The sequence below is a fragment of the Streptomyces sp. NPDC001714 genome (assembly GCF_042892755.1).
Taxonomy (GTDB): domain Bacteria; phylum Actinomycetota; class Actinomycetes; order Streptomycetales; family Streptomycetaceae; genus Streptomyces.
In genome coordinates this window covers 396,728-419,365 of record NZ_JBIAUL010000005.1, presented here as the reverse complement: position 1 = coordinate 419,365, position 22,638 = coordinate 396,728, and the positions used below count along the sequence as shown (strand labels likewise).

The window sequence follows — 22,638 nt, the reverse complement described above, 5'->3', positions numbered from 1 at the left end:
CGTTCAGCGCTCCTCGACCGGCACGAAGTCACGCTCGACGACGCCCGTGTAGATCTGGCGCGGGCGGCCGATGCGGGAGCCCGGCTCCTTGATCATTTCCTGCCACTGGGCGATCCAGCCGGGCAGCCGGCCGAGGGCGAACAGGACCGTGAACATCTCGGTCGGGAAGCCCATGGCGCGGTAGATCAGGCCGGTGTAGAAGTCCACGTTCGGGTAGAGGTTGCGCGAGACGAAGTAGTCGTCGGAGAGCGCGTGCTCCTCCAGCTTCAGCGCGATGTCCAGCAGCTCGTCGGACTTGCCGAGAGCGGAGAGGACGTCGTGCGCGGCCGACTTGATGATCTTGGCGCGCGGGTCGAAGGACTTGTAGACCCGGTGGCCGAAGCCCATCAGGCGGACGCCGTCCTCCTTGTTCTTCACCTTGCGGATGAAGGAGTCGACGTCGCCGCCGTTGGCCTGGATGCCCTCCAGCATCTCCAGCACGGACTGGTTGGCGCCACCGTGCAGCGGGCCCCACAGCGCGGAGATACCGGCGGAGATCGACGCGAACATGTTCGCCTGCGACGAGCCGACCAGACGGACCGTCGACGTCGAACAGTTCTGCTCGTGGTCCGCGTGCAGGATCAGCAGCTTGTCCAGGGCCGAGACGACGACCGGGTCCAGCTCGTAGTCCTGCGCCGGCACCGAGAACGTCATGCGCAGGAAGTTCTCCACGTAGGAGAGGTCGTTGCGCGGGTAGACGAACGGGTGGCCGACCGACTTCTTGTACGCGTACGCGGCGATCGTCGGAAGCTTGGCGAGCAGGCGGATGGTGGAGAGGTCGCGCTGCTTCGCGTCGAACGGGTTGTGGCTGTCCTGGTAGAAGGTGGACAGCGCGGAGACCACCGACGACAGCATGGCCATCGGGTGGGCGTCACGCGGGAAGCCCCGGTAGAAGTTCTTGACGTCCTCGTGCAGCAGGGTGTGCCGCGTGATCTCGTTCTTGAACGTGGTGAGCTCGTCCACGGTCGGCAGCTCACCGTTGATCAGCAGGTAGGCCACCTCCAGGAAGGTGGAGCGCTCCGCCAGCTGCTCGATCGGGTAGCCGCGGTAGCGGAGGATGCCCGCCTCACCGTCGAGGTAGGTGATGGCGGATTTATAGGCAGCGGTGTTGCCGTAGCCGCTGTCCAGGGTCACGAGACCGGTCTGGGCGCGGAGCTTCCCGATGTCGAAGCCCTTGTCGCCGACGGTGCTGTCGACCACCGGGTAGGTGTACTCGCCGTCGCCGTACCGCAGTACTACAGAGTTGTCGCTCACGTCTTCCCTCACCGACGTAGTGCCTCATCTTCGAGGTGCCCTGACTGTCTCTACCATCCCCCATTTGGCTCAGGAGAGTGCACTCGGGGTCGACCGTTGGGCCTATCGGCGGCACTCAGTGCCGCCAACCTGCTCATCCTGCCCCCTTGTTTCCCCATCTGGAAGAGCTCTGTGACCTTCACGACTCATTTGATCGATCATTTTTCCCGGAGGTCGCTCCGTGCGAGCCGGAAGTCCAGTGCCGTACAGCGCCGGCCTGCCGAGACCGTGCGCACCGCCTGGCCGATCGCCTTGCGCGAACCGACGAGGACGACCAGCTTCCTGGCCCGGGTGACCGCCGTGTAGAGCAGGTTCCGCTGGAGCATCATCCAGGCTCCGGTGGTGACCGGGATCACCACCGCGGGATATTCACTCCCCTGTGAACGGTGAATGGTCACCGCATAGGCATGGGCCAGTTCGTCCAGTTCGTCGAATTCGTACGGCACCTCTTCATCCTCGTCCGTCAGCACCGTGAGGCGCTGGTCGACCGGGTCGAGCGACGTGACCACGCCCACGGTGCCGTTGAAGACGCCGTTCTCGCCCTTCTCGTAGTTGTTGCGGATCTGGGTGACCTTGTCGCCGACCCTGAACACCCGCCCGCCGAACCGCTTTTCGGGCAGCTCGGGGCGGGCCGGGGTGATCACCTGCTGCAACAGGCCGTTGAGCACGCCCGCGCCGGCCGGTCCCCGGTGCATGGGGGCAAGCACCTGTACGTCGCGCCGCGGATCGAGGCCGAACTTGGCCGGAATACGCCGGGCGGCGACGTCCACGGCGAGTTTGCCGGCCTCCTCCGTCTCGTCCTCCACGAAGAGGAAGAAGTCCTTCATGCCGTCGGTGACGGGGTGCTGTCCCGCGTTGATCCGGTGCGCGTTGGTCACCACCCCCGACTGCTGGGCCTGCCGGAAGACCTGGGTGAGCCGGACGGCGGGGATCGGACTGCCGTCGGCGAGCAGGTCCCGCAGCACCTCCCCCGCCCCGACACTGGGCAGCTGGTCGACGTCGCCGACGAAGAGGAGATGCGCACCGGGCGGCACGGCTTTGACCAGCTTGTTGGCGAGGAGCAGATCGAGCATCGAGGCCTCGTCCACCACCACCAGGTCGGCGTCGAGCGGGCGGTCCCGGTCGTACGCCGCATCGCCACCCGGCTTCAGCTCAAGGAGCCGGTGCACGGTCGACGCCTCGGCCCCGGTCAGCTCGGCGAGCCGCTTGGCCGCCCGCCCGGTGGGAGCGGCGAGCACCACCTTCGCCTTCTTCGCCCGCGCCAGCTCCACGATCGACCTGACGGTGAACGACTTGCCGCAGCCGGGCCCGCCGGTCAGCACCGCGACCTTCTCCGTCAGCGCCAGCCGGACGGCGGCCTCCTGCTCGGGGGCGAGATCGACGCCGGTACGGTCCTTCAGCCAGGCGAGCGCCTTGTCCCACGCGACGTCCTGGAACGACGGCATCCGGTCGTCGTCGGTGCGCAGCAGGCGCAGCAGCTGGGAGGCGAGGGCGACTTCGGCCCGGTGGAAGGGGACGAGGTAGACGGCGGTGACGGGTTCGGCGTCCGGGGCCGGGCCGGGGAGCTTCTCCCGTACGACGCCCGGGTCCTCCCCGTCCTCGGCCGGCGCCGCCAGCTCGGCGAGGCACTCGATGACAAGGCCGGTGTCGACCTGGAGGAGTTTCACGGCGTCCGCGATGAGCCGCTCCTCGGGGAGGTAGCAGTGCCCCTGGTCGGCGGACTGGGACAGCGCGTACTGCAGCCCGGCCTTGACCCGCTCCGGGCTGTCGTGCGGAATCCCCACCGACTGGGCGATCTTGTCGGCGGTCAGGAACCCGATGCCCCAGACGTCGGCGGCGAGCCGGTACGGCTGGTTCTTCACGACGGAGATCGACGCGTCCCCGTACTTCTTGTAGATCCGTACGGCGATAGACGTCGACACCTCGACGGTCTGGAGGAAGAGCATCACCTCCTTGATCGCCTTCTGCTCCTCCCAGGCGTCGGCGATCTTCTTCGTCCGCTTCGGCCCCAGTCCCGGCACCTCGACGAGCCGCTTCGGCTCCTCCTCGATGATCCGGAGGGTGTCCACCCCGAAATGCTGGGTGATCCGGTCGGCGAACACCGGCCCGATGCCCTTGACCAGCCCCGAGCCGAGATAACGCCGTATCCCCTGCACGGTGGCGGGCAGCACGGTCGTGTAGTTCTCGACGGTGAACTGCTTGCCGTACTGGGGGTGCGAGCCCCAGCGGCCCTCCATCCGCAGCGACTCCCCCACCTGGGCGCCGAGCAGCGCGCCGACGACGGTGAGCAGATCGCCGGCGCCTCTTCCCGTGTCGACGCGGGCGACCGTGTACCCGTTCTCCTCGTTCGCGTACGTGATGCGTTCGAGCACGCCTTCGACGGTGGCGAGCCGTCGTTCGCCTGTGGGGGTCCCCGCCTGGTCAGCCATGGTCCGACGGTACTGGCGAGGACTGACAGCCGGGGACGGGGTGTGGATTTCAGGGCGTCGCGAGGGTGCAACCTCCCCGGCGGCGCCACGTGTCATGATGCCGGGCGGTGTGCCCCGGCATGGTTCCGCCCCCCGATCCCGACCGGCCTGCTCCGTTCCGGCCGCCGACCTCCTGACGTCCGGACTCGACAGGGCCCTATGATCACTCCGCCCCGGCGTCCGTCGCGGCGACGCAGACCCTCCGAGACAGGCCGAAGACGATGACGAGCGCCGCCCGCACGACTCCCCGGTTCCTCGCCCGCTCCGCGCAGGCACTCATAGCTGCGGCGGCCGTGGCGGACATGTTCCGCGGGGTGGCCGTCCGGGACCACAACCTGCACCACACGGCCGCGTCCCTGAACAGGTCCGGCCTCATCTCCATGATCTTCGTGTATCTGATGACGCTCGCGACCGTCCTGTTCCTCGTGTGGCTCGCCCGCTCCCGGCGCAACGCCCAGGCGCTGTCCCCGGAGGCCGCGGTCCCGAGCCGGGGCTGGCTGATCGGCGCCTGGTTCATACCGGTGGTCAACCTCTTCGCCCCGCGCCGGGTCGTGCTCGACATCGGGCGCGCCGGCTCCGCGTCCTGGGGGCAGCGGGAGACAACGCTGGTGAATCTGTGGTGGGGCGCCTGGGTCGCACACGCGCTGCTGCTCACGGCCGCAAGCCGGGTGGCCCCCGGCTCGCTGCCCTGCCTCGTGCTGACGGAGGCCCTCATGCTCGCGGCGGCCGTGCTGGCGGCGCTGGTCATCGAGCGGGTCACGGCGCTGCAGGGCGCGGCGCCTACCGTCCCGGCGACTCCGCAGACTTGATCTCCGCAACGAACGCGGCGAAGGCTCCCGCCGGGAAGGTACGCCACCACCACCGGAGTTGATGACGCATGCCCGAAGCCTGGGAGTACACGCTCACCATCCCCAACGACCTCCGTGCCGTCACCGTCGGGCGGCCCACGCTGAGACTGGTTCTCACGGCGCACGGGCCGGCCCCCTTCCTCGACGTCGCCGAACTCTCGCCACCGAGCTGGTCTCCAACGCCGTACAGCACACGAAAGGCCCCGCCGCCCTCCGTATCCGATGGTCGCCGCCCGGCACCCTGCGGATCGGGGCAGGGGATGCGGACCCCGAACCGCCCGAGCCGCCGGGGCCGTTGGAGCGGCTCGGGGTGGTGGAGGAGGGGCGGGGGCCGGCGCTGGTGCGGGTCTGTTCGGATCTGTGGGGCCGGCAGCCGCTGTCGAGGTTCGGCAATCGGGGGGAAGTACGTGTGGTGCGAGGTGGCCGCGGCGCAGGCACCCGGATCCGCATAGGGTCACCGGCATGTCTATACGTCTCCGTATGCGTCAGGCACTGCCCGAAGCGATGCGGGCCCGTGACAAGGCCGCGGTGAGCGCCCTGCGCGCGACGCTCGCGGCTCTGGACAACGCAGAGGCGGTGTCCGTGGACGAGACGGAGCTGCGCGGCCTGGCCCTGGAGGCGTCGCCCGTCGGGGCCGGTGCCACCGAGGCGGCGCGGCGGGAGCTGAGCGAGCACGATGTGGTGCGTGTCGTACGGGCGGAGGCTGCCGAACGGCTGGAGGCGGCGGCGCAGTTGACCGCCCCCGCGTACGCCGACCGGGCCGAGCGGCTCCGCGCGGAGGCCGCGGTGCTGCTTCGCTTCGTCGACGGGACCGCTCTGGACTACTGAGCGCTCGCGGCGGGACGGACCACGATCTCGTTGACGTCGACCTGCGAGGGCTGGTTGACGGCGTAGGCGATGGCGTCCGCGATGGCGGAGGCCGGGAGTGCCACGGCACGGTAGGCCTTCATGGCCTCGCGGGCGGCGGGATCGGAGATCGTGTCGGCGAGTTCGGACTCGGTCACGCCCGGGGAGACGAGGGTGACCCGGATGTCACCGGAGGACTCCTGTCGCAGGCCTTCGGAGATCGCGCGGACTGCGAACTTGGTGGCGCAGTAAACCGCGGCGGTGGGTGAGACCTCGTACGCCCCGACGGAGGCGACGTTCACGAAGTGCCCGCCGCCCTGGGCCTGCATCACGGGCAGGGCGGCGGCGATGCCGTGCAGGACGCCCCGCAGGTTGACGTCGATCATCCGGTCCCACTCGTCGGTCCTCAGCGCCGCCAGCGGCGAGAGGGGCATGACACCGGCGTTGTTGACGACCACGTCCAGGCGGCCGTAGCGCTCGCGGGCGGCGGAGACGAAGGACCGGACGTCGGCGGCGTCCGTGACGTCCAGTCGCTGGAAGGCCGCGGTGCCGCCCGCGGCGGTGATCTCCTTGGCCAGTGTTTCGAGACGGTCGGTGCGGCGCGCTCCGAGGAGCAGGCGGTGGCCGTCGGCGGCGAGCCGGCGGGCCGTCGCCTCGCCGATCCCGCTGCTCGCTCCGGTGACCGCCACGGCCTTGGCTGCGTCTGTCGTTGTCATGCCACCGAGTCTGCGCAGGTCAAAGACGGCCGGCCAGGGCGCGTGCTGCCTGGGTGCGGCACACCCAGGCAGCACCCCGCACCGGCGGCCTAGCCTGACGGCATGACCGACAACCACCTGGGAGAGTTCCTGCGCGCACGCAGGGCGGCCCTGCGGCCGCAGGACGTCGGCATGGCGAGCCACGGCGTGCGCCGGGTCGCTGGGCTGCGCCGTGAGGAGGTCGCGGTGCTGGCCGGGGTGAACGTGGACTACTACACCCGCCTGGAACAGGGCCGCGAACGCCACCCCTCGGCCTCCGTCGTCGACGCACTCGGCCACGCCCTGCGGCTGGCCCCCGACGCCCGGACGCACCTGCACCAGCTGGCCGGGACGGTGCCGGGCAATCGGTTCAGCCACCCCGCGGACCGGGTCAGCCCCGCCCTTCGCCGGCTGATGGACGGCTACCCCGGCGCCCCGGCGTTCGTCGTCAACCGGACCCTGGACGTCCTGGCGGGCAACGCCCTGGCCGACGCCCTGCACTCACCCTTCGAGCAGGCGGACAACCTGGCTCGCATGGTCTTCCTCGACCCCGCGGGGCGGCAGTTCTACACCCGGTGGAGCGACACGGCGCGGACCACCGTGGGCCACCTGCGCCAGGCCGCCGGTCTCGGCCCCGACGACCCGCGGCTGCGCGCTCTCGTCCACACCCTCACCGAGCACAGCGCGGACTTCGCCCACCTCTGGGACACCCACGCCGTGCACGGCAAGACCCAGGACACCAAGCACCTGCTCCACCCCGACGTCGGCCCCCTGACCCTCACGTACCAGGCCTTCGACGTACGCGACGCTCCCGGCCAGCAACTGGTCGTCTACCAGGCCGAACCGGGCAGTCCCAGCGCCCAGGCCCTGGCCCTGCTGGGCTCGCTGCACGCGACCTCGAACCAGACCGCCGGGTAGCAGCCCCGGCACGCCCCGCCGACCGCCGAGCCCACTCGGCGAGAAACCCGGATGCGGGCGACGCGCGGCCGCCCTAGGCTGCGCCCGCGGGTGAGGCGAGGGGCCGCGTGGAACTCGGTGGATCGGAGATGCGCAGGGCATGACCAGTCAGCTGTACGCGATCTGCTTCAACGCCACCCGGCCGTCGGACCTGGCGCGGTTCTGGTCCGGGGTCCTGGGCTGGGAGCCCGCCGTCGGTCCGGACGACGGCGTGGCGATCCGGCCCCCTGACGCCGCCGGATTCCGCATCCGCTTCCTGCCGGGCCAGGAGCCGAAGACCGGGCAGAACCGGGCGCACTTCGACCTGACGAGCGCCTCCCCGGAGGAGCAACGGCGGACGGTGGCGAGGGCGCTGGCGCTCGGCGGGAGACACATCGACGTGGGGCAGCTCCCGGACGAGGGGCATGTCGTGCTCGCCGATCCGGACGGCAACGAGTTCTGCGTCATCGAGGCGGGCAACGCGTTCCTCGCCGGCACCGGCTTCATCGGAGCGCTGGCCTGCGACGGCACGCAGGAGGTCGGCTACTTCTGGAGCGAGGCGCTGCGGTGGCCGCTGGTGTGGGACCAGGACCAGGAGACCGCGATCCAGTCTCCCGACGGCGGCACGAAGATCACGTGGGGTGGTCCGCCGGTGGCGCCGAAGGCGGGTCCGAACAGGCTGTACTTCGAGCTGAGGGTTCCCGCCGGTGCCGACTGGGAGGCGGAGGTCGGCCGCCTGGTCTCGCTGGGCGCCATGCGCACGGACAGCGGCGAGGGTGACGGCGCCCACGCCCTGATGCTCGACCCCGACGGCAACGAGTTCCGCGTGCGGAGACTCCGTGCGCAGGTGAGCCGAGCGTAAAACCCCGGCCGTTCCGGTGGCGGGAAATCGCCGATACGGCGATGGTGGGCGGCGGGGAACTTTTTCGCGCGCAGGGAGAGCTGCAGATGCCCGAAATCACCACTCCGTACCCGACCGGCACCCCGTGCTGGGTTGATCTGATGGCGCAGGACCAACAGGCCGCGCTGGACTTCTACCGTGACCTGTTCGGCTGGCAGGGCGAGGTCGGCGGGGCCGACTTCGGCGGGTACGCGGTCTGCACCCTGCACGGCAAGCCGGTGGCCGGCATCGGCTCGGCCATGGCACCCGAGGGGCAGCCGGAGCCGCCGACCGTCTGGACCACCTACCTGGCCAGCACCGACGCGCAGGCCACCCAGGACGCGATCGTCTCCGCGGGCGGCACGCTGATCGCCCCCGTGATGGACGTCGGCGACATCGGCCGGATGCTGATCGCCGCCGACCCGCAGGGCGCGGTGTTCGGGGTGTGGCAGCCGGGCGACTTCCACGGCGCGGGGATCGTCAACGAGCCTGGCGCGCTGATCTGGAACGAGCTGAACACCAGCGACGTACCCGCCGCCACCGGCTTCTACGGCGAGTCCTTCGGGATCGAGATCCAGCCGATGGAGGGCGCCGACGGGACCTACTGGTCGCTGAACGTCGGCGGCCGGGGCGTCGGCGGCGCCGCCCAGCTCGGCGACGACCGCCCCGGCGTCCCGCCGCACTGGCTCACCTACTTCGCGGTCGACGACGTCGACTCCACCGTGGACGCCCTGGTCAAGCGCAACGGCACGGTGTTCGCACCGCCGTTCGAGATGATGGCCGGCCGCATGTCCGTGGTCGCCGACCCGCAGGGCGCGACCTTCGCGGTGTTCAAGCCGAAGGAGATGTGAGCCACCGCGAGACACCTCCGGCAGAGCAGCCCCCTGCCGCAGGCGCCAGTCCCTGACCCCCTTCCGCTTTCCGGACCGCCCGGGATACCCCTGAGGAGACCGGCGGTACGGGAACGGGAGGGGACCGAGCATGGGAACCGAACAGGTCGGGCACGGCTGGCGGGTGGACGGGCGCTGCACGAACTGCGATGTGGCGCGGCAGCTCGCCCCGGGGCTCGTCGGGGAGGTGGCGGGACGCTCGGCCGTCCTGCGCCAGCCGCGCGACACGGCGGAGGCGGCGCGGTTGCACGCAGCGGCGCACGCCTGCCCCACCCGGTCCGTCCGGCCACCGGGCGGGCGACTGGACCCGGCCCGGGATCCGTTCCCGATGCCCTTGGACGACACCGGTTCCGGCACCGACACCGTGCTGCTGTGCGGGCACAACTCGCCCCACACCGCCGGCGCCAACTCCTACCTCCTGCGCCGCCCCGACGGCACGTCGATGATGGTCGACACCCCGCGCTGGAGCCCGGCCCTCGCCGCCCGCTACGAGGCACCGGGGCCCGTCACCGACGTACTCCTCACCCACCGCGACCACGCCGCGCACGGCCGCCGCTACGCCGACAGCTTCGGCGCCCGGCTCTGGATCCACGAGGGCGACCTCGACGCCGCCCCGGACGCCGACCGGGTGCTGCACGGCACCGAACCGGCCGAGATCTCTGACGGCGTCCTCGCTCTCCCCTTCCCCGGGCACACCCGGGGCAGCGTGCTCTACCTGGCCGACGAGCGGTACTGCTTCAGCGGCGACAGCTTCTACTGGTCGCGTACGACGGCGGACATCGAGGTGGCCGACAGCGTCACCTGGTACTCCATCCGCGAACTGGCCGCCTCCCTGACCCGGACCGCCGACCGGCTGCGCTTCGAGTGGCTGCTGCCGGGACATGGCGACCGCCGTCACCTCCCCCATGAGGAAATGACCTCACGGCTACGCGACTTGGCGGCCCGCACCCGGGAACTCCGGCCCCGCCCGGTGGACTTCGCCGCAGTGCGCTGGTGAGTCTCCCGCTCGCCCCGAAGACCCGACGACCCGAAGGCCCGACGACCCGACCACCCGCCCGTCGCTTCCGGTCCCGTTCCGCGGCCCGCGATGGTAGGACAGGGCTGCAACGAGGCCACTGCGATGGGGAGTTGGGCATGGCGGCACAGAACATCGACGATGTCGTGGACGGACTTGCGGGGATCGTGCGGGAGGCCGAGCGCACCGGTGACCGGATCGGGTACTTCGCCGCGCTGTACCGGCAGGTGACCGTCGAGATCCGCGCCGCCATCCACGCCGGGCAGTTCGACGACGGCCCCCGCATGGACCGTTTCGACACGCTCTTCGGCAACCGCTACTTCGACGCGCACGACGCCTGGCGCCGGGACCGGAGCGGGCCGCGCTGCTGGCGCGAGACGTTCGGGCTGCTGGACGACGCCGACACCGTCATAGTCCAGCACCTGGTCCTGGGCGTGAACGCGCACATCAACCTCGACCTGGCGATCGCCGCCGCACGGACCGTCCCGGGCGAGGACATCCACGTCCTGCGGCGCGACTTCCTGCTGATCAACGACATCCTCGCGCGGGTGGTGCTGGCGGTGCAGGACTCCGTCGACGCCCTGTCGCCCCTCCTGTCGCTGCTGGACAAGGTCGGCGGCCGCACCGACGAGCAGATCCTCGACTTCAGCGTCCGCCAGTCCCGCGAGGAGGCCTGGTACAACGCCGTCCTGCTGGCCGGCCAGAACGAACAGGAGCGCGCCGCCACCGTCGAACGGCTCGACACCCGGGCCACCGTGCTCGCCCGGCTGATAGCGCGACCGGGCGGCATCGTGCGACCGGCCCTGGAGCTGATCCGGCACACCGAGAGCGACGACGTACCGGCCGTGATCACGCACCTGGACGGCGCCATGCAGGGAGCCGCCGCCCGGTGATCAGTCCTCGCCGTCGGCGGCCCCGAGCCGCCGGCGGCGCACGAGGCCGTGGGCCCAGGCCAGCAGGAACACCAGGTAGGGGACGGCGACGCCGAGCGCCCAGGCCGTGGAGAGCCCGCCGCCCGCGATCATCGCCACCTCCAGCACGGCGACGAACAGCAACAGCGCGCCGTCGCGTATCTCCGTCCGGGTCATACCCGGAATTCCACAGGTCAGACCGCGCGTGAGCCAGGCCCGGCCGCTTCTCCCTCGGTCACGATTGGATTTCGGCCATCTCCGGGCCCTTGCCCGACCGGCATGTAATCGATTCCAATCCTCGGTACACGAAACCGTGTAATCGATTCCACGAGGAGGTGGAGCGACGATGGCGAGCATCAAGGACGTCGCTGCCGAGGCGGGGGTCTCCGTCGCCACGGTGTCGCGGGTCCTGAACGACCACCCGTCGGTCAGCGACGACGCCCGTGCGCGGGTGCTGGCGGCCGTCGCCGCGCTGGGCTACCGCCCGAACGCCGTCGCCCGCTCCCTGCGCACCGACCAGACCCGCACCCTCGGCCTGGTCATCAGCGACGTGATGAACCCCTACTTCACCGAGCTGGCCCGCTCGGTCGAGGAGGCGGCCCGCGCCCTCGGCTACAGCGTCATCATCGGCAACGCCGACGAACGGCCGGAGCTGCAGGACCACCACGTACGGACGCTGCTCGACCGGCGGATCGACGGGCTGCTCGTCTCCCCCACCGACGGCGGCTCGCCGCTGATGCTGGAGGCGGCGCGGGCCGGGACGCCCATGGTCTTCGTCGACCGGTGGATCCCGGGGGTGGACGTGCCCGTGGTGCGGGCGGACGGGCGGGGCGCGATCCGCGACCTCGTCGCGCACCTGTGCGGGCTGGGGCACCGGCGGGTCGCGATCATCGCGGGGCCTGCCGCCACCACCACCGGCAGCGAACGTGTGCGGGCCTTCCGGGAGGCCCTCGCCGAGTACGGCGTCCCCCTCCCTGACGCCTACATGGGCCAGGGCGACTTCCAGGCCGAGAGCGGGCGGCGGGTCACCGAGGGGTTCCTCGACCTGCCCGAGCCGCCCGAGGTCGTGTTCGCCACGGACAACCTGATGGCGCTGGGCGCGCTGGACGCGGTGCGGGCGCGGGGACTGCGGGTGCCATGTGACATAGCACTGGCCGCCTTCGACGACATCCCCTGGTTCGTGCACACCGACCCGCCCATCACCGCCATCGCCCAGCCGACCCGCGAACTGGGCCGCGCCGCGGTACGCGCGCTGGTCGACCGTATCGAGGGCCGGCCCCCGCAGTCCGTCACCCTCCCCGCCCGGCTCGTCGTCCGCCGCTCGTGCGGCGAGGGCGGCGACCCCCACCCCCCGAAGTCCCCCACCCCTGTGCAAAGGAGCACGTCGTGAGCAACCCGGACGAGTTGCTGCGCATCGAGGGCATACGGAAGTCCTTCCCCGGCGTGGTCGCGCTCGACGGCGTCGACTTCGACCTGCGCCGGGGCGAGGTGCACGTACTCCTCGGTGAGAACGGCGCCGGCAAGAGCACCCTCATCAAGATGCTCTCCGGCGCCTACACCCCCGACGCGGGGCGGATCCTGGCCGGCGGCGAGGAGGTGCGCATCCATGGTGCGCAGGACTCCGAGCGGCTCGGGATCGCCACCATCTACCAGGAGTTCAACCTCGTACCCGACCTCACGGTCGCCGAGAACATCTTCCTGGGCCGGCAGCCGCGCCGCTTCGGGATGATCGACCGCAAGCGGATGGAGGCCGACGCCGAGGTCCTGCTGAAGCGGGTCGGCGTGAACGTGTCGCCACGCGCGCGTGTCCGTGAACTCGGGATCGCCCGCCTCCAGATGGTCGAGATCGCCAAGGCGCTCAGCCTGGACGCGCGCGTCCTCATCATGGACGAGCCGACCGCCGTGCTCACCTCGGAGGAGGTGGAGAAGCTCTTCGCGATCGTGCGGCAGTTGCGGGCCGACGGGGTCGGGATCGTCTTCATCACGCATCATCTGGAGGAGATCGCCGCTCTCGGGGACCGGGTCACCGTCATCCGCGACGGGAAGAGCGTGGGCCAGGTGCCCGCCGCCACCCCGCAGGAGGACCTGGTACGGCTGATGGTCGGGCGGTCCATCGAGCAGCAGTACCCGCGCGAGCGCACCGAGACGGGGGCCGCCCTGCTCTCCGTCCAGGGGCTGACCCGGGACGGGGTCTTCCACGACGTGAGCTTCGAGGTGCGCGCCGGGGAGGTCGTGGGGATCGCGGGCCTGGTGGGCGCCGGCCGTACGGAGGTCGTACGGGCCGTGTTCGGGGCCGATCCGTACGACAAGGGGGCCGTGAAGGTCTCCGGTACGGCGCTCCGGCGGTACGACGTCAACGCCGCCATGGCCGCCGGGATCGGGCTCGTGCCGGAGGACCGCAAGGGGCAGGGGCTGGTGCTCGACGCCTCCGTCGAGGAGAACCTCGGGCTGGTGACACTCCGGAAGGCGACCCGGGCCGGGATCGTCGACCTCAAGGGGCAGCATGTCGCCGCCGAGCGGATCGCCGGGCAGCTGGGCGTGCGGATGGCCGGGCTCGGTCAGCACGTGCGGACGCTCTCCGGCGGCAACCAGCAGAAGGTCGTCATCGGCAAGTGGCTGCTCGCCGACACCAAGGTGCTGATCCTCGACGAGCCGACGCGCGGCATCGACGTCGGCGCCAAGGTCGAGATCTACCAGCTGATCAACGAACTCACGGCCGCCGGGGCCGCCGTACTGATGATCTCCAGCGACCTGCCGGAGGTCCTCGGGATGAGCGACCGGGTGCTGGTGATGGCCCAGGGGCGGATCGCGGGCGAACTGGCCGCCGGCGAGGCCACCCAGGACGCCGTCATGTCCCTCGCCGTGAGCACCCCCACCACAACCGACAAGGAGGCCGGACGTGGCCACTGACACCCTCAAGAGCGGGAACGCGGGCGCCGGTGGCGTCTCCGGCGTGCGCCGGCTGCTCCTCGACAACGGCGCGCTCACCGCGCTGATCGTTCTCGTCATCGCCATGTCGGCGCTGTCCGGGGACTTCCTCACCACCGACAACCTGCTCAACGTCGGCGTCCAGGCGGCCGTGACGGCCATCCTCGCCTTCGGCGCGACGTTCGTGATCGTCGCGGCGGGCATCGACCTGTCGGTCGGCTCGGTGGCGGCCCTGTCGGCCACCGTGCTGGCGTGGAGCGCCACGTCGCACGGGGTGCCGGTGTTCCTGGCCGTCGTCCTCGCCGTCGCCACCGGCGTCGCGGCCGGTCTCGTCAACGGCTTCCTCATCGCGTACGGCAAGCTGCCGCCGTTCATCGCGACGCTCGCGATGCTGTCGGTGGGACGCGGTCTGGCGCTGGTGATCTCCGGGGGCTCCCCCATCGCCTTCCCCGACTCGGTCTCGCACCTCGGCGACACCCTCGGCGGCTGGCTGCCGGTGCCGGTGCTGGTCATGGTCCTCATGGGGCTGATCGCGGCCTTCGTCCTCGGCCGGACCTACATCGGGCGCTCGATGTACGCGATCGGCGGCAACGAGGAGGCGGCCCGGCTCTCCGGACTTCGGGTGAACAAGCAGAAGCTCGCCATCTACGCGCTCTCGGGGCTGTTCGCGGCCGTCGCCGGCATCGTGCTCGCCGCCCGGCTCTCCTCCGCGCAGCCGCAGGCCGCGAACGGCTACGAACTGGACGCCATCGCGGCCGTCGTGATCGGCGGCGCCTCGCTGGCCGGCGGCACCGGCAAGGCGTCCGGCACGCTGATCGGCGCGCTGATCCTCGCGGTGCTGCGCAACGGCCTCAACCTGCTCAACGTGTCCGCGTTCTGGCAGCAGGTCGTCATCGGCGTCGTCATCGCGCTGGCCGTCCTCCTGGACACCGTGCGCCGCAAGGCCGGGGCCACCCCGCTCGCCGCCGGCACCGGGGGCGACAAGGGCAGGCAGGCCGGGACGTACGCGCTGGCCGCGGTCGTCACCGTGGCCCTGGTGGCGGCGACCTCGCTGCTCCACACCGGCTCGTCGTCGGGCAGCACGAAGATCGGCCTGTCCCTGTCCACCCTCAACAACCCCTTCTTCGTGCAGATCCGGGCCGGTGCCCAGGCCGAGGCGAAGAAGCTGGGCGTGGACCTGACCGTCACCGACGCCCAGAACGACGCCTCGCAGCAGGCCAACCAGCTGCAGAACTTCACCAGTTCGGGGCTCGGCGCGATCATCGTCAACCCGGTCGACTCGGACGCGGCGAGCAACTCCGTGAAGGCCGCCGGCAAGGCCGGCATCCCGGTGATCGCCGTCGACCGCGGCGTCAACAACGCCACGACGGCGACGCTGGTCGCCTCCGACAACGTCGCCGGCGGCGAGCTGGCCGCGAAGACGATCGCCGAGAAGCTCGGCGGCCAGGGCAAGATCGTGATCCTGCAGGGCCAGGCCGGTACCTCCGCCGCCCGGGAACGGGCGCAGGGCTTCGCCGACGGCCTCAAGGCCTACCCCGGTATCCAGGTGGTGGCCCAGCAGCCCGCCGACTTCGACCGCACCAAGGGCCTCGACGTGATGTCGAACCTGCTCCAGGCCCACCCGGACGTCCAGGGCGTCATCGCCGCCAACGACGAGATGGCCCTCGGCGCGATCAAGGCGCTGGGATCGAAGGCCGGTTCGTCGGTCTCGGTGGTCGGCTTCGACGGCACCCCGGACGGCCTGACCGCGGTCAGGAACGGCACGCTGTACGCGTCGGTGGCCCAGCAGCCCAGCCAGCTCGGGAAGATCGCCGTGGACAACGCCCTCAAGGCCGTCAAGGACCAGAGGATCCCGGCGGCGATCAAGGTCCCGGTGAAGGTGGTCACGAAGGACAACGTGGCCGGTTTCACGGGCTGAGACACCAGGGAGGCGGCCGGGCGCTTGAATGGAGGCCCGGCCGCCTCGACCCATTTGCTTAGGGAGTCATCTGATGTACGACTACGACCTCCTGGTCGTGGGATCGGCCAACGCCGACCTGGTGATCGGTGTCGAGCGGCGTCCGGAGGCGGGCGAGACCGTGCTCGGCGGCGATCTCGCCACGCACCCCGGCGGCAAGGGCGCCAACCAGGCGGTCGCGGCCGCCCGGCTCGGTGCCCGTACCGCCCTGCTGGCCCGGGTCGGCGACGACGCGCACGGCAGGCTGCTGCTGGACTCGCAGCGGGCGGCCGGTGTGGACACGGTGGGCGTGCTGGTGGGCGGGGCGCCGACCGGGGTCGCCCTCATCACCGTGGATCCCTCCGGCGACAACAGCATCGTGGTGTCGCCGGGCGCGAACGGCCGTCTCACGCCGGCGGACGTGCGGGCCGCGGTCAGCCTCTTCCACGCCTCCCGGGCGGTCTCCACGCAGCTGGAGATCCCGCTGGAGACGGTCGTGGAGGTCGTACGGAACCTCGCCCCCGGCAGCCGGTTCGTCCTCAACCCGTCCCCGCCGCGGCCCCTTCCGGGCGAGGTCCTCGCGGCCTGCGACCCGCTGATCGTGAACGAGCACGAGGCGCGGGTGATCCTCGGCGAGGCGTGCGTGAGCGAGGAACCGGCCGACTGGGCGCGGCTCCTGCTCGCCAAGGGCCCGAAGTCGGTGGTCGTGACGCTCGGCGCGGAGGGTGCGCTGGTGGCCGACGGGCACGGCGTCGGGTCGGTGCCGTCCGTGAAGGTGGACGCGGTGGACACCACGGGTGCCGGGGACGCGTTCACGGCGGCCCTCGCGGTACGGCTCGGGGCGGGCGCGTCGCTCGCGGAGGCGGCGGCGTACGCGGCACGGGTCGGGGCGGCGGCGGTGACGAAGCGGGGTGCGCAGGAGTCGTACCCGACGGCGGCGGAGGTCGACGCGCTGTGAGGCGGGCGGGGATCCTCAACCGTCATCTCGCCGGTGCGCTGGCTGAGTTGGGGCACGGGCACGGGGTGCTGGTGTGCGACGCCGGGATGCCGATACCGAAGGGGCCACGGGTGGTGGACCTGGCCTTCCGGGCCGGGGTGCCGTCCTTCGCGGAGGTGCTGGAGGGGCTGCTGGCGGAACTGGTCGTGGAGGGCGCGACGGCGGCGGCCGAGATACGCGCGGCCAATCCGGCCGCCGCCGCGCTGCTGGACGGGCACTTCCCCGACCTGGCCCTGGTCCCGCACGAGCGGCTGAAGGAGCTGTCGGCTCAGGCGCATCTGGTCGTACGGACCGGGGAGGCCCGGCCGTACGCGAACGTGCTGCTGCGGTGCGGGGTGTTCTTCTAGGGCCGGTACGGCGCTACGGCTCCGGGAACACCAGGGGCACGCCGTACCGCTTCTCGGCGGCGCGCAGGGCCGGGACGAGTGTGGTACGCAGCGCGCGGACGGCAGCGGCGTGTCCGGGGGACGCGAGGAAACGGGCGCGCAGCTTGGCGCGGTCGGGTTCGCGCACCGCCTCGACGGGGCGCATGCAGGCGGCGTAGGCCTGGCCCAGCCTGCGTCCCTGCACGCGAAGTCCGCTCGCGTCGGCGGTCTGCATCAGCTGGTCGGCGAGGGCGAAGTAGGCGTTCTCGTCTTGGACCTTGATGCCGTAGCGGGCGAAGCAGTCCGGCAGGGTGTGCAGGGCGCGGAGGGTGGCGGGGTCGCGGCGCAGCGAGGTGAGCGTGCCGAACCACTGCCCCTGGATCCCTGCGTAGCGGTCGCGCAGGGCCTCGGCGGCCGCTGTCCCCTGGGCGAGGCAAGTGTGCACCTCGGCCGCGGCTCCGGTCCGGGCCGGGGCCGGGCTCGCCGACGGGGCGGGCACGGTGGCGCTCTCGCTGGTGCCGTGGCGGGCGATGAAGTCCAGGTCGGGGAGTTCGGAGTAGCGGATGAAGGCGATCGGCGGCTGGGCGGGCAGGGTGAAACCGCGGTCGCGGGCGCAGGAGGCGGCCGCGGCCCGCTGCACCTGCTGTACGAACACGTCCAGCCCCTGCGTCCAGCGGGTCTCCGCGCCGGTCGCGGGCAGGACCATGCGCACCGGGTCGGCCGGCAGGGTGTCGCCGAGCCGGGCCGGGGTCACGGTGGCCGCACGGGGGCCGGCGTCGGGCTGCGCGGCCTGGCCGGTCGTGCAGGCGGTGACCGTGGTGGCGAGCAGGGCGAGGGTGGCGGCGGCGAGGGCCGGGCGGGCCGAACGGAGCATCCGGATCATGGGGTCCTGCCTACGGGTGGAGACGGGTGCCGCGGACCGGTCGGGTCCGCGGCGCCCCTGGAACTCTTGAACCGGGTCAGTGCGTGATGTGGACGGTGTCGGCACCGTCGATCTTGCTCGCCACCGTGAACTTCGTGTTGTCGTTCACATCGGTGCACAGCGCGTAGGTGGAGTCGGTGACGCTGTGGCTGCCGTCGTGGGCCCAGACGTAACCCTTGTTGCAGGTCACCCACGAGCTGCTGGAGGTGTGGTAGAGGCGGCCGGCGTAGTAGTCGCCGATCGTGGACGTGGAGTCGTCGGAGTAGGTCAGGTTGAGGTCGTTGCAGCTGCTGGTCGAGGACTTGCGCGCCGTGTCGCCGACGCCTTCGTAGGCTCCGGTCGTCAGCGTGTTGGTCACGCAGGCGTCCGGGGCCGCGGACGCGGCGGGCGCGAACACCAGACAGCCGGCGGCGGAGACGAGCGCGAACGCGCCCGCGGCGATGGCCTTCCTCATGGGTCCCCCTTGTGGTGATCGGGTGTGAGTGGCTCGGTCACCCGAAACGCTGGCAGAGCACGTGCCCCACGGGCCACGTCTTTCGACGGGGCTCTAAAGTCCCTCGCCGGGCGGCGGAGTTCGCCGCTCCGGCGACGCTCCGAACCCTCACGTGGCCCGTGGGGTGAGGCCGGACTGCTGAGCGTGACGCGGATTGCCCCTGAGCATCGCGGCGCCCAGCGGGGTGAGGGTGTGCAGCACGGTGTTGTGGTGGCGCTGGCTGACGACCAGGCCGGCGTCCCGCAGCACGGTGGTGTGGTGGGTGGCCGTGGGCACCGACACCCCCAGGAACCTGGCCAGTTCGGAGGTGGTCGCGCCGAGTGCGAGGGACCGCAGCGCGGCCGCCCGGGTACGGCCGAGCAGTGCGGCGAGCGAGGCGTCGGGCGGGTGTTCGGGGGTGGGCGCGCGCAGTGCGTGCACGGGGTAGACCAGCAGCGGCTGGAGGGTGTCGTCGGCCATCGAGACCGGTGACTGCCAGCAGAAGTAGGAGGGGACCAGGCGCAGTCCGCGGCCGGCCAGGTGCAGGTCGCGGTCCTCGACGTAGTCGACGTGCAGGACCGGAGGATGCCAGCGGATCGCGGGTGACAGGCCGGCGAGGAGTCCGTCCACCCCGGCCGCGAGGGCGTCCCGGCCGCGCAGGGCGCGCTCCGCGGCGACGGTGGCGAGGATGCGGCTCTCGTGGGGCGCGACGACCGCTTCGTGGTAGGCCCGCAGAAGTCCGGTCAGGTCCTCGCGGGCCTCGCGTTCCAGCAGCCGGAACGCCCAGTCGGGGGCGCCGCTGGACCGGTCCAGCAGCCGGATCTCGTGGGCGACGCGCTCGGGCGGGGTGTCGACGACCGCCGCGAGCCCGCGGTCCAGGCCGTCGGCGGCCTCCTGCGGGGTAAGGAAGTCGGGCAGGTAGCGGGCCCGGGGCAGCACGGGGATCAGGAGCCGGCGTACGGCCGCGCCGAGGCGGGTGCCGGCGAGCGTGGTCCGGGTCTCGCGGTACCAGTCGGCGTACGCCCAGCGGCCTCGCGAGGTCTGTAACCGGTGCAGACTGCAGGCGACCTCCCAGAGCGGGTCGGGGGCGCTTGCGACCTTGATGCGGGTCAGATCCCGCGGCGTGAAGTGGATGCGCAGCACGAGAACCGCCCCCCGAGTCGAACAGTAGTCCGGTCAGGAGCAGCCTGGAGCACACGGCACCCGGGAGCAACACAGGAACCGGCCGCGATGTCGCCGGGAGATGCCCGGACATGTTTCGAGGGGGCCCGGTCCGTCGACCGAACCCCCTCGGCTTTCCCCCTCCGTATCAGAACCCCCGCGATCCCCCCGGATCCCCCTCCGAAAGTCCTGATGCCGAGTAGGACCGGCGGGGTGGGGGGAGGGTTGTACGCGGGTTCCAAGATTTTTCCGCCCGAGGCCGGCGGCGCCCGGGGGCTCGGAGCCGCCGCGAGCCGAACGCGTCAATTGATGACAATCCAAGACGGCCACAAAGACGGGTGACCCATAAAAAAGAGCTGTGTGAAGAAGTCTCCTCACACGGGTTCCGTCAGTTCTCCAGCCGGACCGGCATCAGGAGCGAGAAGGCACCCTCGTCGTCGGGCCGACGGATCGCGATCGGCGCCGTGGGCGCGCCGAGCTCCAGAACCAGTCGGTCACGGGCCCCGGCGGCCAACGCGGCCAGCAGGAACTCACGGTTGACGGCGACGCGGTCCGGGTCGCCGTCGGCATCGGCATCGGCGCAGAGGGTGACCGTGCCGTCGTCCTCCACCTTGAGCACGCTGAGATCGGGCGCCCCGGACTCCCCCGAGCGGACAGGACCGGTCTCCAGAGCCTGCCGGAAGGCCGCCACCTCGACGACGGCCCGGCGTCCGCCGGCCCGGGGCAGGAGACGGCGGTAGTCGGGGAAGTCGTGGCCGAGGCGCCGGCCGGCCACCTGCCGGTCCCCGGCCTCCAGCGTCACCCGGTCGCCGTCGACGGAGAGCCCCACGGCTCCCTCGCCGTCCAACAGCGGCCGCATCGCATCGGCGAGCGGAGTTGGCACGATGACCTGCGCCCGGCCCCCGTCGTGCCCGGCGACACCGGCCCGCGCGACCGCCATCCGGTACCGGTCGGTGGCCACGGCGTGCAGGCTCCCGCCCTCGATGTCGAACAGAACCCCGCCGAGCATCGGCAGCTCGGGGTCGGTGCTCGCCGCGAAGCGAACCGTGTCCAGCGCGGCCGCCAGCTCCGGCGCGGCGACGGACAGGCGGACGGAGGCGGTACGGAGCGAGGTCATGACGTTCTCCCTGTGATCGAGTAGGGCTCGGAGCGTGGAGAACTCGGCGCGGGCATCGGACAGCCCCTGTTCCAGACGACGCAGGTGTGCCGTGAGCAGCTTCCGGACCAGGTCGGTGTCCGGACCGGACCAGCCGGCCAGCACCAGCCGGATGTCCGCCAGCGGCATCCCGGCCCGGCGCAGGCGGGCCAGCAGCCGGGCCTCTTCCAGCTGCCCGGGTTCGTACCAGCGGTAGCCGCTCACCGGATCCACCCAGGCGGGGACCAGCACACCGGCACGGTCGTAGAACCGCAGGGCGCTCACGCCCAGGCCGCTGTCGCGGGCCATCTCCCCGATGCTGCGCATGTCGTTCTCCACATCCGGCACTCTGGGCCCTCCACAAGGTCGAGGGTCAACCGGGCCAGGTCAGTCACCGCGCGGCAACCGCGCACCCCTGCTCTCGGCGACACGCTTGACGTCCCTGACTGGGAACTTGATGGATGATCCGGCCCTGGTGAGCGCCTCGCAGACCGCCTGCGCTCTAGCGCTGAGCGACGCGTTGTCGCAGCAGGAGTCACTTGCCCTCGTCCGAGCGGCAGCGGAGGAACACGCACACGTCCAGTAGCGAGCACACCGTCTCCGACTCGTCCACCCTCACCGGGTGGTACAAGTCCAGCTACAGCGGCGGCAGCCAGGGCGAGTGCCTCGAAGCAGCCCGTGGCCACGTCGGCGTGCCCGTCCGCGACAGCAAGGCCGTCAGCGGCCCAGCGCTGGCCTTCTCGGCGGGCGGCTGGTTCGCGTTCGTCGAGGCCGTGCGGGACGGTCATATCGGTGACTGACGCCCCGGAAGTGCAGGAACGCCGTCCGCAGTTCGGCATCGGCCGCCGGATGGCCGGACTGGTGGAACACGGCGACCAGAACGTCGGCGAGAGGGCGGTCCCAAGCAACGCGTGTGCTCTGCGCCGCGTGATCGTGCCGACCCTCGTCAGTCGCATGGCGCCACAGTTCGATGGACTGCTCGGCAGTTCTCAGGGGCGTGGCCTGCCCGTCCTCGCGGGAAGCAGGCAGGCCACCGGCCCTCAGTCCGCCGTGTGCTCCAGGAACCGGCCGGCCGTCTCCGCCAGCACCTCGCGGCCGTCCCTCGCCCACAGTGCGTCGTTGAAGAGTTCGACCTCGATGGGTCCGGTGTAGCCGGCCGCCTCCACGTAGCCCTTCCACTCGCGCATGTCGATCGCGCCGTCGCCGATCTGGCCGCGGCCGTTGAGGACGCCCTCCGGCAACGGGGTGGTCCAGTCGGCGAGCTGGAAGGTGTGGATGCGTCCGCCCGCGCCGGCCCGGGCGATCTGCGCGGGTGCCCGGTCGTCCCACCAGATGTGGTACGTGTCGACCGTGACCCCGACCTGGTGGGCCGGGAAGCGTTCCGCGAGGTCCAGGGCCTGGGTGAGGGTGGAGACCACGCAGCGGTCGGCGGCGTACATCGGGTGGAGGGGTTCGATCGCCAGGCGGACGCCGTGCTGTTCGGCGTAGGGGCCGAGTTCGGCGAGGGCGTCGGCGATGCGTTCGCGGGCGCCGTGCAGGTCCTTGGAGCCCGCGGGGAGACCGCCGGAGACCAGGACCAGCACCTCGGTGCCGAGGGTCGCCGCCTCCTCGACGGCGCGGCGGTTGTCGGCCAGGGCCGCCGCGCGCTCGTCCGGGTCGGTCGCCGTGAAGAAACCGCCCCGGCACAGGGTGGTGACCGTCAGACCGGCCTCGCGGACCAGCTTGGCGGCCGCGTCGACGCCGTACGACTGCACCGGCTCGCGCCACAGGCCGACGCCCGGCACGCCCAGTTCCAGGCAGGCGTCGGCCAGTTCGGGCAGCGACAGCTGCCTGACGGTCATCTGGTTGATGGAGAAGCGGGA

At 71.6% G+C, this 22,638-nt stretch carries 22 protein-coding genes and 1 pseudogene; 14 read left to right on the top strand and 9 right to left on the bottom strand.

Annotation, left to right across the window (positions count from 1 at the left end; genetic code table 11):
• Nucleotides 1–3: 3 nt before the first annotated feature.
• On the bottom strand, nucleotides 4–1,293 hold the full coding sequence (locus ACFY0P_RS16125) for a citrate synthase (protein WP_351690840.1): 1,290 nt from the start codon (nucleotides 1,291–1,293) through the stop codon (nucleotides 4–6).
• A gap of 197 nt (nucleotides 1,294–1,490) precedes the next feature.
• Nucleotides 1,491–3,761, bottom strand: a complete 2,271-nt coding sequence (locus ACFY0P_RS16120; protein ID WP_388912411.1) for an ATP-dependent RecD-like DNA helicase — start codon at nucleotides 3,759–3,761, stop codon at nucleotides 1,491–1,493.
• Between the two features lie 260 nt (nucleotides 3,762–4,021).
• On the opposite strand from ACFY0P_RS16120, the gene ACFY0P_RS16115 reads away from it, so the two are divergent.
• From ACFY0P_RS16115 to ACFY0P_RS16105, 3 genes and pseudogenes are all read left to right on the top strand, one after another.
• The gene (locus ACFY0P_RS16115) at nucleotides 4,022–4,609 is read left to right on the top strand and encodes a DUF4328 domain-containing protein (RefSeq protein ID WP_388912409.1); all 588 of its coding nucleotides are present in this window, start codon (nucleotides 4,022–4,024) and stop codon (nucleotides 4,607–4,609) included.
• Nucleotides 4,610–4,677: 68 nt separating this feature from the next.
• Nucleotides 4,678–5,100: pseudogene (locus ACFY0P_RS16110) on the top strand (ATP-binding protein).
• Nucleotides 5,101–5,152: 52 nt separating this feature from the next.
• A complete protein-coding gene (locus ACFY0P_RS16105) occupies nucleotides 5,153–5,476 on the top strand; it encodes a hypothetical protein (protein WP_388912826.1) in 324 nt (107 codons plus the stop codon).
• On the opposite strand, the gene ACFY0P_RS16100 is transcribed toward ACFY0P_RS16105, so the two are convergent.
• The gene (locus ACFY0P_RS16100) at nucleotides 5,470–6,210 is read right to left on the bottom strand and encodes an SDR family oxidoreductase (RefSeq protein WP_388912407.1); all 741 of its coding nucleotides are present in this window, start codon (nucleotides 6,208–6,210) and stop codon (nucleotides 5,470–5,472) included. The genes ACFY0P_RS16105 and ACFY0P_RS16100 overlap by 7 nt on opposite strands.
• A 102-nt stretch (nucleotides 6,211–6,312) precedes the next feature.
• Here ACFY0P_RS16100 and ACFY0P_RS16095 point away from each other — a divergent pair, with 102 nt between their 5' ends.
• The 5 genes from ACFY0P_RS16095 to ACFY0P_RS16075 all read left to right on the top strand — a co-directional run bounded on the left by ACFY0P_RS16095 (nucleotide 6,313) and on the right by ACFY0P_RS16075 (nucleotide 10,842).
• Entirely contained in the window at nucleotides 6,313–7,146 is an 834-nt protein-coding gene (locus ACFY0P_RS16095; protein ID WP_388912405.1) for a helix-turn-helix transcriptional regulator, read from the top strand.
• Nucleotides 7,147–7,285: 139 nt separating this feature from the next.
• Complete coding sequence (locus ACFY0P_RS16090; RefSeq protein WP_388912403.1) at nucleotides 7,286–8,026, top strand: VOC family protein; 741 nt, start codon at nucleotides 7,286–7,288, stop codon at nucleotides 8,024–8,026.
• An 86-nt stretch (nucleotides 8,027–8,112) separates the two neighbouring features.
• Nucleotides 8,113–8,895, top strand: a complete 783-nt coding sequence (locus ACFY0P_RS16085) for a VOC family protein (RefSeq protein WP_388912400.1) — start codon at nucleotides 8,113–8,115, stop codon at nucleotides 8,893–8,895.
• A 130-nt stretch (nucleotides 8,896–9,025) separates the two neighbouring features.
• Nucleotides 9,026–9,931, top strand: a complete 906-nt coding sequence (locus ACFY0P_RS16080; protein WP_388912397.1) for an MBL fold metallo-hydrolase — start codon at nucleotides 9,026–9,028, stop codon at nucleotides 9,929–9,931.
• Nucleotides 9,932–10,068: 137 nt separating this feature from the next.
• Nucleotides 10,069–10,842, top strand: coding sequence for a DUF5995 family protein (locus tag ACFY0P_RS16075; RefSeq protein ID WP_388912394.1), 774 nt, complete (start codon nucleotides 10,069–10,071; stop codon nucleotides 10,840–10,842).
• Here ACFY0P_RS16075 and ACFY0P_RS16070 read toward each other — a convergent pair whose 3' ends face one another.
• Complete coding sequence (locus tag ACFY0P_RS16070; RefSeq protein WP_388912391.1) at nucleotides 10,843–11,037, bottom strand: hypothetical protein; 195 nt, start codon at nucleotides 11,035–11,037, stop codon at nucleotides 10,843–10,845. It lies immediately after the preceding gene.
• A gap of 169 nt (nucleotides 11,038–11,206) precedes the next feature.
• Between ACFY0P_RS16070 and ACFY0P_RS16065 the strand changes: the two genes are divergently transcribed.
• The 5 genes from ACFY0P_RS16065 to rbsD all read left to right on the top strand — a co-directional run bounded on the left by ACFY0P_RS16065 (nucleotide 11,207) and on the right by rbsD (nucleotide 17,068).
• Nucleotides 11,207–12,250: a LacI family DNA-binding transcriptional regulator gene (locus ACFY0P_RS16065; protein WP_388912388.1), complete on the top strand. Its 1,044-nt coding sequence runs from the start codon at nucleotides 11,207–11,209 to the stop codon at nucleotides 12,248–12,250.
• Entirely contained in the window at nucleotides 12,247–13,770 is a 1,524-nt protein-coding gene (locus ACFY0P_RS16060; RefSeq protein ID WP_388912385.1) for a sugar ABC transporter ATP-binding protein, read from the top strand. The genes ACFY0P_RS16065 and ACFY0P_RS16060 overlap by 4 nt, the downstream gene beginning before the upstream one ends.
• Complete coding sequence (locus ACFY0P_RS16055; RefSeq protein ID WP_388912382.1) at nucleotides 13,760–15,706, top strand: substrate-binding domain-containing protein; 1,947 nt, start codon at nucleotides 13,760–13,762, stop codon at nucleotides 15,704–15,706. Before ACFY0P_RS16060 ends, ACFY0P_RS16055 begins: the two co-directional genes overlap by 11 nt.
• Nucleotides 15,707–15,779: 73 nt before the next feature.
• Nucleotides 15,780–16,682: a ribokinase gene (locus tag ACFY0P_RS16050; protein ID WP_388912379.1), complete on the top strand. Its 903-nt coding sequence runs from the start codon at nucleotides 15,780–15,782 to the stop codon at nucleotides 16,680–16,682.
• Nucleotides 16,679–17,068: a D-ribose pyranase gene (rbsD, locus tag ACFY0P_RS16045; protein WP_388912376.1), complete on the top strand. Its 390-nt coding sequence runs from the start codon at nucleotides 16,679–16,681 to the stop codon at nucleotides 17,066–17,068. Before ACFY0P_RS16050 ends, rbsD begins: the two co-directional genes overlap by 4 nt.
• 13 nt (nucleotides 17,069–17,081) lie before the next feature.
• Here rbsD and ACFY0P_RS16040 read toward each other — a convergent pair whose 3' ends face one another.
• The 4 genes from ACFY0P_RS16040 to ACFY0P_RS16025 form a co-directional block, all read right to left on the bottom strand.
• Nucleotides 17,082–17,969, bottom strand: a complete 888-nt coding sequence (locus tag ACFY0P_RS16040) for a hypothetical protein (RefSeq protein WP_388912373.1) — start codon at nucleotides 17,967–17,969, stop codon at nucleotides 17,082–17,084.
• 76 nt (nucleotides 17,970–18,045) lie between these two features.
• Nucleotides 18,046–18,462, bottom strand: a complete 417-nt coding sequence (locus ACFY0P_RS16035; protein WP_388912370.1) for a hypothetical protein — start codon at nucleotides 18,460–18,462, stop codon at nucleotides 18,046–18,048.
• Nucleotides 18,463–18,609: 147 nt separating this feature from the next.
• Nucleotides 18,610–19,623, bottom strand: a complete 1,014-nt coding sequence (locus ACFY0P_RS16030) for a helix-turn-helix domain-containing protein (protein ID WP_388912368.1) — start codon at nucleotides 19,621–19,623, stop codon at nucleotides 18,610–18,612.
• 406 nt (nucleotides 19,624–20,029) lie between these two features.
• Complete coding sequence (locus ACFY0P_RS16025; protein ID WP_388912365.1) at nucleotides 20,030–21,103, bottom strand: MerR family transcriptional regulator; 1,074 nt, start codon at nucleotides 21,101–21,103, stop codon at nucleotides 20,030–20,032.
• Nucleotides 21,104–21,315: 212 nt separating this feature from the next.
• Here ACFY0P_RS16025 and ACFY0P_RS16020 point away from each other — a divergent pair, with 212 nt between their 5' ends.
• Nucleotides 21,316–21,576 carry a DUF397 domain-containing protein gene (locus tag ACFY0P_RS16020; RefSeq protein WP_388912362.1) on the top strand — a complete coding sequence of 87 codons (261 nt, stop codon included), beginning with the start codon at nucleotides 21,316–21,318 and terminating at the stop codon, nucleotides 21,574–21,576.
• A gap of 240 nt (nucleotides 21,577–21,816) precedes the next feature.
• Here ACFY0P_RS16020 and ACFY0P_RS16015 read toward each other — a convergent pair whose 3' ends face one another.
• Nucleotides 21,817–22,617, bottom strand: a complete 801-nt coding sequence (locus tag ACFY0P_RS16015) for a sugar phosphate isomerase/epimerase family protein (RefSeq protein WP_388912823.1) — start codon at nucleotides 22,615–22,617, stop codon at nucleotides 21,817–21,819.
• Between the last annotated feature and the right edge of the window lie 21 nt (nucleotides 22,618–22,638).

Excerpts from the sequence above, each read along its gene's own strand:
- ACFY0P_RS16115 (WP_388912409.1), top strand. The coding sequence starts at position 4,022 with ATGACGAGCGCCGCCCGCACGACTCCCCGGTTCCTCGCCCGCTCCGCG.
- ACFY0P_RS16015 (WP_388912823.1), bottom strand. The coding sequence starts at position 22,617 with ATGACCGTCAGGCAGCTGTCGCTGCCCGAACTGGCCGACGCCTGCCTG.
- ACFY0P_RS16050 (WP_388912379.1), top strand. The coding sequence starts at position 15,780 with ATGTACGACTACGACCTCCTGGTCGTGGGATCGGCCAACGCCGACCTG.
- ACFY0P_RS16090 (WP_388912403.1), top strand. The coding sequence starts at position 7,286 with ATGACCAGTCAGCTGTACGCGATCTGCTTCAACGCCACCCGGCCGTCG.
- ACFY0P_RS16095 (WP_388912405.1), top strand. The coding sequence starts at position 6,313 with ATGACCGACAACCACCTGGGAGAGTTCCTGCGCGCACGCAGGGCGGCC.
- ACFY0P_RS16080 (WP_388912397.1), top strand. The coding sequence starts at position 9,026 with ATGGGAACCGAACAGGTCGGGCACGGCTGGCGGGTGGACGGGCGCTGC.
- ACFY0P_RS16065 (WP_388912388.1), top strand. The coding sequence starts at position 11,207 with ATGGCGAGCATCAAGGACGTCGCTGCCGAGGCGGGGGTCTCCGTCGCC.
- ACFY0P_RS16035 (WP_388912370.1), bottom strand. The coding sequence starts at position 18,462 with ATGAGGAAGGCCATCGCCGCGGGCGCGTTCGCGCTCGTCTCCGCCGCC.
- ACFY0P_RS16075 (WP_388912394.1), top strand. The coding sequence starts at position 10,069 with ATGGCGGCACAGAACATCGACGATGTCGTGGACGGACTTGCGGGGATC.
- ACFY0P_RS16105 (WP_388912826.1), top strand. The coding sequence starts at position 5,153 with ATGCGGGCCCGTGACAAGGCCGCGGTGAGCGCCCTGCGCGCGACGCTC.
- ACFY0P_RS16025 (WP_388912365.1), bottom strand. The coding sequence starts at position 21,103 with ATGCGCAGCATCGGGGAGATGGCCCGCGACAGCGGCCTGGGCGTGAGC.
- ACFY0P_RS16100 (WP_388912407.1), bottom strand. The coding sequence starts at position 6,210 with ATGACAACGACAGACGCAGCCAAGGCCGTGGCGGTCACCGGAGCGAGC.
- ACFY0P_RS16040 (WP_388912373.1), bottom strand. The coding sequence starts at position 17,969 with ATGATCCGGATGCTCCGTTCGGCCCGCCCGGCCCTCGCCGCCGCCACC.
- ACFY0P_RS16120 (WP_388912411.1), bottom strand. The coding sequence starts at position 3,761 with ATGGCTGACCAGGCGGGGACCCCCACAGGCGAACGACGGCTCGCCACC.
- ACFY0P_RS16070 (WP_388912391.1), bottom strand. The coding sequence starts at position 11,037 with ATGACCCGGACGGAGATACGCGACGGCGCGCTGTTGCTGTTCGTCGCC.
- ACFY0P_RS16085 (WP_388912400.1), top strand. The coding sequence starts at position 8,113 with ATGCCCGAAATCACCACTCCGTACCCGACCGGCACCCCGTGCTGGGTT.